This window comes from Microbacterium sp. 10L49 (assembly GCF_056395125.1).
In genome coordinates this window covers 641,946-656,055 of the sequence record NZ_JBFTIW010000003.1, presented here as the reverse complement: position 1 = coordinate 656,055, position 14,110 = coordinate 641,946, and the positions used below count along the sequence as shown (strand labels likewise).

Genomic DNA, 14,110 nt, shown 5'->3' with positions numbered 1-14,110 from the left:
GCCTGTCAGGGGCCGTCTCCTTCGGGAGGCGGCCCCTTTCGCATGCCCTGGAGCGGTCACAGGCGGAGGGCGGAGCACCGCGAGATCACCGCGCTTTTCTTAATGACCAGAACCGGGTTCGACCCGGATGCCTCAGTACATTCGACGGGTCCGGCAGGGTCGCCGGCTCCGCACACCGGCGATGGCGCCGGTGACATGTGAAAGGCATCGTCCGTGAAGATCTCGACATTCGCCCGTGCCGCGGCGGTGGGGACGGCTCTGCTCCTCGCCCTGACGGCGTGCAGCTCCCCGAAGAGCGACCAGGGCGCCTCCGCCGATTCCGGCACCACTCCATTCAAGCCGCTCACCCGGCTCGAGCTGATCGCCCCGGCCGCGCCGGGGAGCGGATGGGATCAGACCGCCCGCGCGACGCAGGGCTCGCTGCAGGCCGACAAGCTGGCCAAGACCGTGACGGTCAACAACGTGCCCGGCGCCTCGGGCACCGTCGCCCTCGCCCAGGTCGCGCCGAAGAAGGGTCAGAAGGACCTGCTGATCATGTCGGGGCTGGCGATGATGAGCGGCGTCGTCACGAACGGCACCTCGGTGTCCCTCGACGACCTGACCCCGATCGCGCGTCTCGTCGGCGAGCACGAGGCGATCGTCGTTCCCAAGGGCTCGTCCTTCGCGAGTATCGACGACCTCTTCGCGGCCATCAAGAAGGATCCGAAGTCCGTCGCGATCGCGGGAGGATCCGCCGGATCCGCGGACCATCTCTTCATCGGCCTGCTCGCGCAGCACTACGGCGTGAAGCCGTCGGAGGTCAACTACGTGCCCTACTCGGGCGGCGGCGAGGCCACCACCGCGCTGCTCGGCGGCAAGGTGCAGGCGGGCATCGCGGGCACCGGTGAGTTCGCGGCGCAGATCGAGAGCGGCGAGCTGACGGGCCTGCTCGTCTCCTCGCTCAAGAACGACGGCGACCTGACCTTCGCCCAGGCCGCGGGGGAGATCGACCCCGAGCTGGAGTTCGCGAACTGGCGCTCGATCATGGCGCCGGGCGGCATCGATGCGAAGCTGCGCGCGCAGTACCTCGCCGCCATCGAGAAGATGCACGCCGGCGACGCGTGGAAGGCCGAGCTGCAGAAGAACGACTGGATCGACAACTACATCGCCGGAGACGAGTTCGCCGGGTGGCTGAAGTCGGAGAACACGCGGGTGCAGAGCGTCCTCAAGGACCTGGGTCTCGCGAAGTAGCACGACCGCTCGCGGAGGGGCACCCTCCTCCGCGAGCGGTCGCGCCCGTTGTGTCAAGCCGCATCAAGGAGCATTCGATGAGCGACGTCTCTTCGCCTCAGGAAACAGCCACGCCCGAAGACCCGCATCCGGGGGAACTCGGACACGGGACCCGTCCGCGATCCACCAGGGGACTCGGCGAGTGGGTCGTCGCCGCGGCCGTGTTCGTGCTGGGCGGCGTCGTCCTCTTCGACGGGCTCGGCCAGCGCCAGTCCACGTCCGCGTCCGGGATCGGCGCCGGCTTCATGCCCATCGTCGTGGGCAGCGCACTGTTCGTACTCGCGGCGCTGCTGGCCGTGCAGCTCGCGCGCGGCAAGCGCGGTGAGCCCGAACAGGCCGAAGGCGACGTCGACGTCACCCGCACGCACTGGGTGGCGCTGGGCATCGCGGCGGCCGGCCTGCTGTTCTTCCTGTTCACGGTGGAGCCGCTCGGCTTCATCCCCGCCACCACGGTCATGTTCTTCCTGATCTCGCTCGCGATGGGGTCCCGGCGTTATCTGATCGCCGCCGTGATCGCGCTGGCGACCGCCTGCGTGATCTTCTTCGCGTTCACCAAACTGCTCTCGATCGACCTGCCCGCGGGCGTGCTGGAAGGGATCCTCTGATGCCCGGCCTCGAAGGACTCATGCACGGGTTCGAGCTGGCGTTCCAGCCGCAGAACCTGATCTTCGCGCTCATCGGCACGATCGTCGGCACGCTCGTCGGCGTGCTGCCGGGAATCGGGCCCGCGCTCACCATCGCCCTGCTGCTTCCGCTCACCTACTCCGTCGATCCGTCGGCCGCGTTCATCATGTTCGCCGGCATCTACTACGGCGCGATGTACGGCGGCTCGACCACCGCGATCCTGCTGAAGACTCCGGGCGAGTCGGGGTCGGTCATCACCGCGATCGACGGCAACAGGATGGCGCGCATGGGAAGGGGCGCCACGGCTCTTGCGACCGCCGCGATCGGATCGTTCGTCGCGGGCACGATCGCGACGATGCTGGTCGCGTTCTTCGCGCCATGGATCGTCGACATCGCGGTGCAGCTCGGCCCGCAGGACTATCTCGCCCTCATGGTGGTGGCATTCCTCACCGTGAGCGCGCTGGTCGGCAGCTCGCCGCTGCGGGGACTCATCTCGATGGCGGTGGGGCTCGCGATCTCGCTCGTCGGCATCGACTTCCAGAGCGGACAGCAGCGCCTGACCTTCGGCCTCCTGCCGCTCCTCGACGGGATCGACACGGTGGTGCTGATCGTCGCGCTGTTCGCGATCGGCGAGCTGTTCTACGTCGTCGCCCATCAGTCGACCCTGCTCTTCAAGGTCATGCCGTTCGCCGGCCGCTGGATGAACCGGGAGGACTGGCGGCGGTCATGGAAGCCATGGCTGCGCGGCACGGCGATCGGGTTCCCGCTCGGCGTCATCCCCGCCGGCGGATCCGAGATCCCGACCTTCCTGTCGTACACGCTGGAGCGCAGGCTGTCCAAGAGGCCCGAGGAGTTCGGCCACGGCGCGATCGAGGGTGTGGCGGGGCCGGAAGCAGCGAACAACGCCAACGCGGCCGGCACCATGGTGCCGCTGCTCACACTCGGCATCCCGACCTCTGCGACCGCCGCGGTGATCCTCGTCGCCTTCCAGCAGTACGGGATCCAGACCGGACCCCAGCTGCTGGAGACCAACGGCCCCCTGGTGTGGAGCCTCATCGCGAGCCTCGTGGTCGCCAACGCGATCCTGCTGCTGCTGAACCTTCCCCTCGTGGGGCTGTGGGTGAAGCTGCTGAAGATCCCGAAGCCGTACATGTTCGCCGGTATCGCGACGTTCGCCGTGCTGGGCGCCTATGCGGCGGGTGGTTCGACCTTCGATGTGGGCCTGCTGCTCGTGCTGGGCGTGCTCGGCTACGTCATGCGCCGCTTCGGCTACCCGGTCTCCCCGCTCATCGTGGGAGCGATCCTCGGACCGATCGCCGAGGTGCAGTTCCGCCGGGCGCTCGACATCGCCGGCGGTGACCCTGCGACGCTGGTCTCGACGCCCTTCACATGGGCGATCTACGGCACGCTCGCCCTGGTGTTCATCCTCACCTTCGCGCTGCGCCGCCGCCCTTCGAAGCGGGACGTCCTGGTCGAGGTTGGGGCTCTGCCGACCTCCCTCATTCCGGCGATCGAAGCCGTCCCCACGATCGAGTCGCCGGAACGCACGCCGGTCGACGGCCGGACCCCGGACCGGGAGGCGGCACGCACCCAGAGCGACCGGCAGTGATTGTCGCGGAGCGCACGCGCGGCGCCCATCCGGAGGCTCTCTCCTCCGGTGGGCGCCGCCCTGGCGCGTGGGAGACTGTTGCCGTGCGTCGTCCGATGTCGTTGAGCACGCAGTTGCTGGTGCTGCAGATCGCGATCGTGCTGGTCATCGTCGCGGGGACGGGTGCGGTCGCGGCCTTCCTCGCCGCCCAGGCGAACCGGGACGCCTACCGGGATCGCATGGTCGCCATCGCACAGTCCGTCGCCGGTCTGCCGACCGTGGTCGAAGCCCTGCTGGCGCAGGATCCCGAGGGCCAGATCCAGCCGATCTCGGAAGCCGTGCGCAAGTCCTCCGGCCTCAGCTATGTCGTCGTGACCGACGACCACGGCATCCGCTATTCGCATCCGAATCCTGAGCGCATCGGTGAGAAGGTCTCCACGGACCCCTCGGTCGCCCTCTCCGGAAAGGTGCAGATCGAGACCCAGACCGGCACGCTGGGTGAATCCTGGCGGGTGAAGGTGCCGATCCACGGACCGGACGACCGGGTGATCGGGATCGTCTCGGTCGGGATCTTCGAGACGGATCTGCAGGCGCAGTTCGTCGACGATCTCCCTGGTCTCATCATCGCGCCCATCGCGGCCGCCGTCATCGGCGTGATCGGCTCGGTCTGGATCGGCGCCCTGCTGCGCCGGCGCATCTACGGCCTCGAGTCGGAGGAGATCCGCACGATGCTGGACACCCGGGAGGCCATGCTGCACGGCATCCAGGAGGGGTTCATCGCGGTGGATGCGGACGGACGTCTCGTCGTCGTCAACGACGCGGCCGCCCGACTTCTCGGCGTGGAGTCGGACCAGATCCTCGGCAAGGACGTTGCGGACGTGCTCGACGAAGAGCTGGCGCAGTTCCTGCTCTCCGGGGAGACCGGGGAGACCCCCGTGCTGTCCGGCGAGCGCGTGCTCGTGGTGCACGGAGCTGCGGCACGGGTGGAGGATCGCGATGTCGGTCACATCGCGATGCTGCGCGACCGGACCGAACTGGAGGAGACCCTGCGCGATCTGCGCGGTGCACGCAGCCTGGCCGACGACCTGAGGGCGCAGTCCCACGACTTCTCCAACACCCTGCAGGTGCTCAGCGGCCTGCTCGAGACCGATCAGACCGATGCGGCGCTGTCCTTCATCCACCGCGTCGGCGGCGGCGGATCCCTTCCGACGGGACAACTGCTGCACGGCATCGACGACATCGAGGTCTCGGCGCTCGTGCTGGCCAAGTCCGCGCGCGCCCAGGAACTCGGGATCGACCTGGTCGTGGATCCCGACTCGCACCTGCGCGAGGTCGAGCAGGACGACGACCTGCTGACGATCATCGGGAACCTGCTCGACAATGCGATCGAAGCCCTCGGATCCCGGGGAGGGCGGGTCGTGCTGCGCATCAACGACGAGGTCCTGCCGGATCGGATCACCGTGAGCGTCGACGACGACGGTCCCGGTGTTCCTGCGCACCTGCGCGAAGCCGTCTTCGAGATCGATGTCTCGGACAAGGGTTCTGTTCCGCGCAAGGAGCGGCGAGGCATCGGCCTCACGATCGTCAAGCGGGTGGCGCAGCGACTGGGCGGCACCGCGATCGCGGAGGCCTCCGAATCGGGAGGCGCCCGTTTCGTCGTGGATGTGCCGTGGTCGTTCGAGGCGAAGGCTCCGTGATGAGCTCCGCACGGGTCGTGATCGTCGAGGACGATCGGCTGCTCGCCGGCCTCAACGCCAAGCTGGTCGGCGATCACCCCGGTTTCGAGGTGGTCGCCGTGGCGCACACCGCCTCCGCGGGGCTCAGGGAGATCGAGCACCACCGCCCCGATCTGCTGCTGCTCGACGTCTATCTCCCCGACCTGAACGGCCTGGAGCTGCTGCGTCGGCTGCGGACGATGCGCACCGACGTCGAGGTGATCGCCGTGACCGCGGCGCGCGACCTCGAGACGGTGCGTCGTGCGCGGACGCTGGGCGTCCGGCACTATCTGGTCAAGCCGTTCACGAGGGCCGATCTGCATCGCCGCCTGAACGAGGTGCAGCGCGCGCTCACCATGGCGGCGGGGGATGCGGATCTGGACCAGCGGGCGGTCGATCTCATGCTGGGCGGCGGCTCCGATGACGCCGTGGCTGCGCCGAGGAACCTCTCGGCCTCGAGCCTGCACCGGGTCGCTGCGCTTCTCGACGGGGCCGCGGGTGACATGTCGTCGGCGGAGATCGCAGACGCTCTGGGGATGTCGCGGGTGAGCGCTCGCCGCTACCTCGATCATCTCGCCACGATCGGGCGGGCGGAGGTCGCGCCTCGCTACGGCGCGGTGGGTCGCCCGGAGAACCGATATCGCGCCTCCCGCGGCTGAGACGGCGGAGGCTGTCCGGATCGGCAGATGAGGCTCTGCGCTGTGCACCAGATCCATTGCCCGAATACCGGAAGACCGGTATGGTTTGCCTCAAAGGTTGCACGGGCTGGGGCGTGGGCAACCGTCGACGGGGTGGGACCCGGTGATCTTGGGGATCGGCGCGGCGCAGTGCACTCCGCAGACTTCCGCGCACCCGGAGCGTGTGATCATCACCGATCACCGAGCTGGGGAGCTGGGGACATGTCTTCTGTCAACAGGGGCGCTGGGGTGCTCCGCAAGGCCGCGTACGCGGCGGGCGCGATGTCGCTCGCGGTCGCGGGAATCCTGATCACGGTGCCGGGCGCGTCTGCAGACGACGCCGCGCCGTGCACGCCGATGGCGGCGTACGACGAGACCGTCGTCGTGACGCCGGCCGTTCCCGGGGCCCCGGGAACGCCTGCGGTTGAAGAGGTCTGGCACTGGGGCAACTTCCAGCGCTATTCGTGGACCGGCGGTCCTGACGGTCCGGCCCCCGGGGATGTTCCGCCGGGGGAGAACTGGCAGGCGAACACCACGAACTACGAGGGCGCCGGGCATGGAACGGATCCGATCAACCAGATCTTCCAGGCGGGTACGCCCGGGAAGGCCGACTGGTTCTACTGGTCGGCTGAGAAGATCATCGATGTCGAAGGCCAGCCTGCCGTCCCGCCGACCGAGGGCACGCCGGCGGTGACGAAGACCGTTCACCATGACGCCGTGACCTGCCCCGTGACCGTCGTCACGCCGCCCGTCGAGACCCCGCCGGTCGTCGCGCCCGCACCTGAGCCCGAGACGCACACGGTGCCCGCCACGGTGCAGACCGACGGCGATCAGACCGCGGTGCTCGTGCTCTCGGGCGGCCTCGGCCTTCTCGCGGCCGGGGCGCTGACCGGCGCAGGGTTGCTCGCGCGTTCGCGCCGCAACTGAGTCAAGCGAACCACTGCACGCCATGAACGACAGGGCCACCGCGCGGCGCCGCCGCCTCGCGGTGGCCCTGCTCGTCGTCGGGCTCGTCGCCGGGGCGGCCGCGGTGCTGCTGTGGAGCGCGACGCGATCCGCCCTCGGTGGCGTACCGATGTCCACCGCGCCCGTGTCGGCGCCGACGGCCGCGCCCGTCACGCCGACCCCTTCGCCGAACCCGATCGCTTCGCCGGCCGCGCCGACTCCCGCGCCGCTGCGGGACATCGCCGGCATTCCCGTGCACGTGACCGTGCTCCAGCAGGGAGTGCCGCTCATCGACGCGGATGTGAACCAGATCCAGCTCAACGGCGACGGCTGGCTGAGCCCCGACGAGGGACTGGCGGGGTGGTATGGACCGCCGCAGTGGGAGACGGTGCCGGGCGACCTCTCCGATTACCGGGGCATCATCGTCGGGCACAACGTGACGGGCTATGGCACGAAGGACGTGTTCTACGATCTCGGGCAGGTGCGGGCCGGCGACAGCGTGGTGCTCACCTATGCGCTGCAGGCGGGCGGATACGCCACCGCGGGATTCACGGTCACGCAGGACGCCCGATCCGTTCCAAAGCAGGATGTCGTGGCGCAGGCGGCGACCACCTACAAGTGGGTGTGGCAGTCGGATGCGCCGGAGCGGGCGCTGTCGCTGTTCTCCTGCGACCTCGACGCGCCGCACATCGACGGGCACTCCGTCGACAACTGGATCGTGACCGCCGAACGCGTGTCGTGACCGGTCGCCCTGGCGCGCCCGTCGGGGGTCGCCTCCTCCTGGGGAGGCGACCCCCTTTCTCTGCCGGCCGGCCGATGCTGGGGACGGGGCCGACCCGGCGGGGCCCGGCGGCGCTGCGTGCACCCTCCCTCGGACGCCGCACCGCCGAACCGGTCATCGGGCGAGTGCGCGCCGGGTGAGGATCCCGCCTCCGATCATCACGAGCAGGAGCGCCACCAGGATCAGCGGCGCCGGGGAAGCCCCGCCTGTCTGTGCGAGACGCGGCCCGCTCTGCGCGGCGCCCAGGTTCGACACGGGAATCGACGCGGCACCGTGACCGCCGGAGGTTCCGGGCGTACCGGGGGCTCCTGGCGTTCCCGGAGTGCCCGGGGTCCCGGGGGTTCCGGGAGTGCCCGGGGTTCCGGGGGCGCCGGGTGTGCCCGGGGTGCCGGGTGTTCCCGTGGTCGTCGTGCTGGTGCCGCCCACCGCGATGGCGTTGCCGCCGATCGTGATCGGAGCGGTGATCGGGGCGACGACCTGCGTGCCGCCGAGGATCGCGTCGTCGCCGCTGGTGCTCGGACCGGATCCGGCGGGCGGGGTGCCGGCGGGTGGCGTCGTGCCGGTGGTCGGCGAGCCCGAGGTGGCGGTGCTGTCGCCCAGCACGCTCACCGCGTTGCCCGTGACCGTGATCGGCGCCGTCACCGGGACGACCGCCTGCGTGCCCGAGAGCACTCCGTCGTCACCGCTGGTGGTCGCCGCCGGTGCCGGTGTCGCTGCCGCTGGCGCGGCGGGTGGCGCGGCGGGTGGCGCCGTCGCCGTGCTGTCGGACTCTCCCAGCACGCTGATCGCGTTGTCGGCCACGGTGATCGGCACGTTCACGGGGACGACCGCCTGCGTGCCGGACGCGATGGCCTCGTCTCCGGAGGTCGTAGCCGGTGCCGGGCCGGGTGCGGGTGCGGCGGTCGGGGCGGGACCGGTCGCCGTGGAGGATCCGAGGATCGAGATCGCGTTTCCGGTCACGGTGACAGGGACCGAGATCGGGGCGATGATCTGTGTGCCGGATCCGATCCCGTCGTCTCCGGAGGTGTTGTCGGCCGCGTTCGCAGCCGAGGCGCCGAGCAGGGTGATCCCGCCGGCGATGAGCGTGCCCCAGAGGGCGTGCTTCACGAAAGTGCGCATGGTGTTTGTTCTCCTGACAGTGAATCGATGAGGGAACGCGCGGAAACGCGCGTCGGTTTCCTGCCCCTGACGGGCAGCCCGGACCGATTCAGTCGGGAGCGACGTCGGTGGGGAACACCGGCGAGGAAGGCAAGGCGTCGTCGGCAGCGGCGCCGAACGGCGCGCTGAGGGACGGCGCAGCGGCATGCAGCGTCGAGAAGGCCGCGAACCAGGAAGCAGAACTCCCGCCGGATCCGGCGGAGGATGATGCCGACCCCTCCCCGGCCGCCCAGGGCTCCGGCGCGCGGGGAGGCGGCGGCGCGGACGGGAGCGGAGGCGCAGTACTGCCCGCTCCGGCTCCCGCAACGTCATGGGAGACACGGTGGGAACGGTCGTCGAGTCGCAAGGGCGGACCGGCCGCGGAGCCTGAGACGGTGATCGGAGCGGGAGGGAGCGGATCCGTTCCGCGCCCACCGGCACCGTCGGTGCCGTGCCCGACCAGAGGGGAGACGACGAGAGGATCCGAGGGAATCACACCGCCCGATGGGGGAGTAAGGGTGCCCGTGACGCCGTCGATGGTGTCGCTGAGCCGGCCGAGCAGAGCGGGGACGCCGAGCTCGCCGCTCACGTCACCCACGATCGGGACGGACGTCACGGCGTCGGCGATGGGGGCGGTGAGCGACGACAGCGGTGACGATGCGAGCACGGAGGACACCGGCGCGAGCACGTCGGGGACGACGCTCGAAATCGTGCCGCCGGGATCCGTGACAGCGTTCTCGACCGGACCAGGGGCGGCAGGCGCCGATGCGACGCCGTCGAGCACAGGCTGTGACGCATCCGCGGCGTCGGAGACCGCCGGTGCGGCCTCCTGGACGATGCTCTGCACCGGCGCGACGATCGCATCCGCGGTGCCGGCGACGGCGGTCGCCGTGTCGCTGACGGTGGACGCGATCACGGTGGAGGTGCCGCCGAGCAGACCGCCGGCATCGCCGAGCAGGCTCCCGGAATCATCCGCGTGGGCCGGCGAGGAGCCGAGGATCACGGAGAGCGCCGCCCAGCCCAGGGCGAGACAGGCACCCGAGAGCAGACCGACACGGAGCCGGTGACCGCTCCAAACGGTCACGTCCACGGTCACCTCCCCAGGATCCCGAGTGACGTCGCGGGGACGACGTTCGCTTGGCGCTGACTGTACGCTCGCCGGCGCCGCACGTCCAGGGGGTGGCGGCACTCTTGTGCGCCGACGAGGAAGGGCGCGCTACTGTCGAGGCGTGGGGGGAGCATGAGCACGGATGCCCGCGGGGTGCTGCCGTATCCGCCGCCCCGCAACTGGCAGGACAGAGGGATGGGTCCGATGCCGGTGACGGCGATCGCGATCATGACCGTGGTCGCCGCGGGACTGCTGGCGTTCGGCGCCCTGCGCGCTCTCGGCGGAGACGTGCTGGGGACCATTCTGGCCAGCGTGTTCTACGGTGCGCTCATGGCCGGCGTCTCGGTCTCCCGTGAAGGCGGCCGACGGCGGATCAGGGGCCCCGTGCTGATGAACGCGGTCACCCTCACGCGGGCGGATTCGGCCCCTCCGGACTCCTGGGTGCACTTCTTCCGCGAGGGGCTCGCGTCATGGACTCTCGGCTGGGGGCTGCTGCTCGGCGGAGCCGGATCCGCGGTGCTTCTGGTGATGGCGGGCGTACGTGCGGTCGCCGTCGACGCAGGCGGATGGTTGCTGCTCGTCGTTCCTCTCGGGCTGTGCGCGGCCGTCCTCGTGCTGTGCGGGGTGATCGCGCTGATCATCGCGTTCCGCAGCGCGTCGTTCGCCCGCATCCCGATCGGGCTCTCGATCGGTCGCAGCGGTATCTCCCGGTACTACCTCGACGCGATCGAGTCCGTCCGCTGGGAGGACATCCACGCGATCACCGCCGTGGCCCGCGAGGAGGATGACACGGAGGGATCCCGGAGCGTCCTGATCGAACGCGAGGGCAGGGATCCGTGGCGGATCGGGGTGGACGAGTATCCGACGCCGCCCTGGGTGATCTACGCAGCGCTGCGGTTCTGGCTCGAGCACCCGGCGGACCGGAGCGAGCTCAGCAGCACGTTCGCGCAGCGACGTCTGGAGCAGTGGTGCGACGCGGCGAAGGATCCGGCTGTTTGAGCGCACGCGCCGTCTTGGAGTGCGCGGATGAGCAGCGCCACACCCGCCGAATGGCCGACTTGACAAAAGGCGGCCCACGTGGGGGGCGTCCCCAGGTTGTGCACATCCCACCACACGACGGCGAACCTTAAAGAGGGACTTTAAACAGATTCTCATCCACAGGGTGGGGAAGAGGGAAACGCCTGATCAGGCTGGGCAAAAAAGTTCCGGAGGCGAACGTTCCCCACAGTTATCCCCAGGCACTCTGCACAGACACTCCGGAGTTACCCGCAATCTCTCCACATAGTTATCCACAGGCTCCCGAGCGCTGCAGGTAGCGTTGTCGAGCATCCCGATGTCGGACCCTGGTGGTGTGCTTTGTGCTGCGGGATGATCATCCCGCCCGAGGCGCGGATCCGACGGTGATGTGCTCGGCAATCGGTGGAGGAAGAGGGGGCGCGCGTGTCGATCGCGGACATCGCGGAGGAGCGGCTCGGTTCGGGACGTGGGCCTGAGCGGACCCCGCCGCACGACCTCATGGCCGAGCAGAGCACCCTCGGCGGCATGCTGCTGTCGAAGGACGCGGTCGCCGACGTCATCGAGTCTCTGCGCGGGGCCGATTTCTACATCCCCAAGCACGAGCTGATCTTCGACGCGATCCTCTCGCTGTACTCGCACGGCGAGCCGACCGACGTCATCGCCGTCACCGACGAGCTGATCAAGACCGGCAACCTGTCGCGCGCGGGCGGGGCCGACTATCTGCATTCGCTGACGTCGATCGTGCCCACCGCCGCGAACGCCGGCTTCTACGCGGGGATCGTGTCGGAGCGTGCGCTCCTGCGCAAGCTCGTCGATGCAGGCACCCGCATCGTGCAGATGGGCTACGACGGACAGGGTGACGCCACCGACCTCGTCAACAGCGCCCAGGCCGAGATCTACGCGGTCACCGGCACCGAGGCCGCCGAAGACTACGTCCCGCTCACCGTCGCCGTCGATGCCGCCGTCGAGGAGATGGAGGCCGCGAGCGGCCGGGACGGATCCATGACCGGCGTGCCGACCGGGTTCCGCGAGCTCGACGAGCTCACCAACGGCCTGCACGGCGGTCAGATGATCGTCGTCGCCGCGCGTCCCGCCATGGGAAAGGCGCTCGCCCTCGACACCCCGCTGGCCACCCCCACCGGGTGGACGACGATGGGCGAGGTGCAGGTCGGCGACTACCTCTACGGCGCGGACGGGCACCCGACGAGCGTCGTCGCCGTCACCGACGTGATGCTCGACCGCCCCTGCTATGAGGTCGAGTTCTCCGATGGCACCACGATCGTCGCCGACGCGCAGCACCAGTGGGTCACCGAGACCCGAGCCTCACGTCGGGGCATCGGCGGCACGGTGACCGTCACGACCGAGCAGATCCTCGAGACGCTGACCGTGGGCGTGGAGGGGCGCGCCAATCACTCCATCCCCAACGCGGCGCCGCTGCGCGCGGCCGATGCCGAGCTGCCGATCCCTCCGTACGTGCTGGGCGCCTGGCTGGGCGACGGACACGGTGCCTCAGCCCGCCTGACCAGCGAGACAAACGAGATCCCGGCGCTGATCGCGGCGACCGGCGTCCGGACGCAGGCGCGCGGCGGCATGCTGTATTCGCTCCAGCTCGCCGAGCGGCAGCTGCTCGTCAAGAACTGCGATGTCTGCGGTGTCGAGTTCGTCGCGCGGCACCCCAACGTGAACACGTGCGGCCGCACCTGCGGGCCGAAGAACAAGGGCGCGCACCCGGAGCGGCTGTCCTGCCCGGACTGCGGTCACGCGTACTCGGGTGAGGCGCTGCGCTGCGACGCGTGCCACCGCGATCACGGCAGCTTCGCCGCGCTGCTGCGCAAGGTCGGAGTGCTGGGTGACAAGCACATCCCCGTGCGGTACCTGCGGGCATCCGAGGCGCAGCGTCGCGAGCTGCTCGCCGGTCTCATGGACACCGACGGCACGGTCGTCAAGGGCGTCGGATCCTGCCAGTTCTCGGTGACGAGCAAGCGTCTGGCCGACAGCGTGTACGAGCTGATCGTCAGCCTCGGGTACAAGTGCGGTCGGACGACGAAGCGCGTCCGCGGCCGTACCGAGGCGTCATCGGTCGCCTACATCCTGAACTTCTCCACGGTCGACGACGTCTTCCACCTGGAGCGCAAGCGGCTCGCTCACGCGCAGGAGCGTCCATCGAGCACCCTGCGGATCGGGCGCCGGTACGTGAAGGCGGTGCGCCCTATCCCGAGCGTGCCCGTGCGGTGCGTGCAGGTCGACAACGACGACCATCTCTACCTCGCCGGCGAGTCGATGATCCCGACGCACAACTCCACGCTCGCGCTCGACTTCGCCCGTGCCGCGTCGATCGGGCACAACCAGCCCTCCATCTTCTTCTCGCTCGAGATGGGCAAGGCGGAGATCGCCATGCGCCTGCTCAGCGCCGAGGGTGCCGTGCCCCTGCAGAACCTCCGCAAGGGCACGCTCGACCAGCGCGACTGGACGACCGTCGCGTCGACGCGTGGACGCATCAACGACGCGCCGCTCTACATCGACGACAGCCCGAACATGACGCTCGTCGAGATCCGCGCGAAGTGCCGCCGGCTCAAGCAGCGCGTCGGCCTGAGGATGGTCGTCATCGACTACCTGCAGCTGATGACCAGCGGCAAGAAGGTCGAATCGCGTCAGCAAGAGGTGTCGGAGTTCTCCCGTGCCCTGAAGCTGCTCGCAAAGGAGCTGCAGGTGCCGGTGATCGCGCTCTCACAACTGAACCGTGGCTCGGAGCAGCGTCAGGACAAGAAGCCCGCGATCAGCGACCTGCGTGAGTCGGGCTCGATCGAGCAGGACGCCGACATGGTGATCCTGCTGCACCGCGACTCCGTCTACGACAAGGACGTGCGTCCCGGCGAAGCCGACCTCATCGTGGCCAAGCACCGTAACGGTCCCACTGCGACGATCCAGGTCGCGTTCCAGGGTCACTTCTCGCGCTTCGCCGACATGGCCAGCGACTTCCAGGGCGGCGGGGACTTCCACTAGGTTCCGTCCGTACCGGAGGTGTTCAGGCGCCGCCGGGACTCACACGGCTGGTACCCCTCTTCTGGCGGCATTCGTGCGCCCTCACCCTCCCGCGGGCGAGAGCGATCTCGGTTCGCTCCAAAGTGACGGCTCACATGAATGACGTTGACACCAATATTGAGCAACTGTAGCTTACTTCCGTAAGCGGTTACGGTCTGGGCTTGGTCAACGTATGGGTAGCGACCTAGGGCGGACTGCAAACGCAGC

At 69.4% G+C, this 14,110-nt stretch carries 11 protein-coding genes; 9 read left to right on the top strand and 2 right to left on the bottom strand.

Annotated elements, in window-relative coordinates:
- Positions 1 to 213 precede the first annotated feature (213 nt).
- The 7 genes from AC1DCT_RS10915 (at position 214) to AC1DCT_RS10885 (ending at position 7,560) form a co-directional block, all read left to right on the top strand.
- Positions 214 to 1,230 carry a Bug family tripartite tricarboxylate transporter substrate binding protein gene (locus AC1DCT_RS10915; protein ID WP_477429156.1) on the top strand — a complete coding sequence of 339 codons (1,017 nt, stop codon included), beginning with the start codon at positions 214 to 216 and terminating at the stop codon, positions 1,228 to 1,230.
- A 77-nt stretch (positions 1,231 to 1,307) separates the two neighbouring features.
- Positions 1,308 to 1,874, top strand: a complete 567-nt coding sequence (locus AC1DCT_RS10910; protein ID WP_477429154.1) for a tripartite tricarboxylate transporter TctB family protein — start codon at positions 1,308 to 1,310, stop codon at positions 1,872 to 1,874.
- Entirely contained in the window at positions 1,874 to 3,502 is a 1,629-nt protein-coding gene (locus AC1DCT_RS10905) for a tripartite tricarboxylate transporter permease (protein ID WP_477429152.1), read from the top strand. The genes AC1DCT_RS10910 and AC1DCT_RS10905 overlap by 1 nt, the downstream gene beginning before the upstream one ends.
- An 83-nt stretch (positions 3,503 to 3,585) precedes the next feature.
- Entirely contained in the window at positions 3,586 to 5,178 is a 1,593-nt protein-coding gene (locus AC1DCT_RS10900; protein ID WP_477429150.1) for an ATP-binding protein, read from the top strand.
- Positions 5,178 to 5,855 (top strand): response regulator, encoded by a 678-nt coding sequence (locus tag AC1DCT_RS10895; protein ID WP_477429148.1) that lies wholly within the window; start codon positions 5,178 to 5,180, stop codon positions 5,853 to 5,855. Before AC1DCT_RS10900 ends, AC1DCT_RS10895 begins: the two co-directional genes overlap by 1 nt.
- Before the next feature lie 240 nt (positions 5,856 to 6,095).
- Positions 6,096 to 6,800, top strand: a complete 705-nt coding sequence (locus AC1DCT_RS10890) for a hypothetical protein (RefSeq protein ID WP_477230015.1) — start codon at positions 6,096 to 6,098, stop codon at positions 6,798 to 6,800.
- A 22-nt stretch (positions 6,801 to 6,822) separates the two neighbouring features.
- The gene (locus AC1DCT_RS10885) at positions 6,823 to 7,560 is read left to right on the top strand and encodes a class F sortase (RefSeq protein ID WP_477230016.1); all 738 of its coding nucleotides are present in this window, start codon (positions 6,823 to 6,825) and stop codon (positions 7,558 to 7,560) included.
- 153 nt (positions 7,561 to 7,713) lie between these two features.
- On the opposite strand, the gene AC1DCT_RS10880 is transcribed toward AC1DCT_RS10885, so the two are convergent.
- Together AC1DCT_RS10880 and AC1DCT_RS10875 are read right to left on the bottom strand one after the other, a co-directional pair.
- The gene (locus AC1DCT_RS10880) at positions 7,714 to 8,718 is read right to left on the bottom strand and encodes a chaplin family protein (protein ID WP_477429146.1); all 1,005 of its coding nucleotides are present in this window, start codon (positions 8,716 to 8,718) and stop codon (positions 7,714 to 7,716) included.
- A gap of 88 nt (positions 8,719 to 8,806) precedes the next feature.
- Complete coding sequence (locus tag AC1DCT_RS10875; protein WP_477429144.1) at positions 8,807 to 9,826, bottom strand: hypothetical protein; 1,020 nt, start codon at positions 9,824 to 9,826, stop codon at positions 8,807 to 8,809.
- A 150-nt stretch (positions 9,827 to 9,976) separates the two neighbouring features.
- Between AC1DCT_RS10875 and AC1DCT_RS10870 the strand changes: the two genes are divergently transcribed.
- Entirely contained in the window at positions 9,977 to 10,843 is an 867-nt protein-coding gene (locus tag AC1DCT_RS10870) for a hypothetical protein (RefSeq protein ID WP_477230019.1), read from the top strand.
- A gap of 441 nt (positions 10,844 to 11,284) precedes the next feature.
- Positions 11,285 to 13,864: a replicative DNA helicase gene (dnaB, locus tag AC1DCT_RS10865; protein WP_477429142.1), complete on the top strand. Its 2,580-nt coding sequence runs from the start codon at positions 11,285 to 11,287 to the stop codon at positions 13,862 to 13,864.
- The last annotated feature ends 246 nt before the right edge of the window (positions 13,865 to 14,110 follow it).

Coding starts and splice junctions, on each gene's coding strand:
- AC1DCT_RS10870 (WP_477230019.1), top strand. CDS start 9,977: ATGAGCACGGATGCCCGCGGGGTGCTGCCGTATCCGCCGCCCCGCAAC.
- AC1DCT_RS10885 (WP_477230016.1), top strand. CDS start 6,823: ATGAACGACAGGGCCACCGCGCGGCGCCGCCGCCTCGCGGTGGCCCTG.
- AC1DCT_RS10895 (WP_477429148.1), top strand. CDS start 5,178: ATGAGCTCCGCACGGGTCGTGATCGTCGAGGACGATCGGCTGCTCGCC.
- AC1DCT_RS10880 (WP_477429146.1), bottom strand. CDS start 8,718: ATGCGCACTTTCGTGAAGCACGCCCTCTGGGGCACGCTCATCGCCGGC.
- AC1DCT_RS10910 (WP_477429154.1), top strand. CDS start 1,308: ATGAGCGACGTCTCTTCGCCTCAGGAAACAGCCACGCCCGAAGACCCG.
- AC1DCT_RS10905 (WP_477429152.1), top strand. CDS start 1,874: ATGCCCGGCCTCGAAGGACTCATGCACGGGTTCGAGCTGGCGTTCCAG.
- AC1DCT_RS10890 (WP_477230015.1), top strand. CDS start 6,096: ATGTCTTCTGTCAACAGGGGCGCTGGGGTGCTCCGCAAGGCCGCGTAC.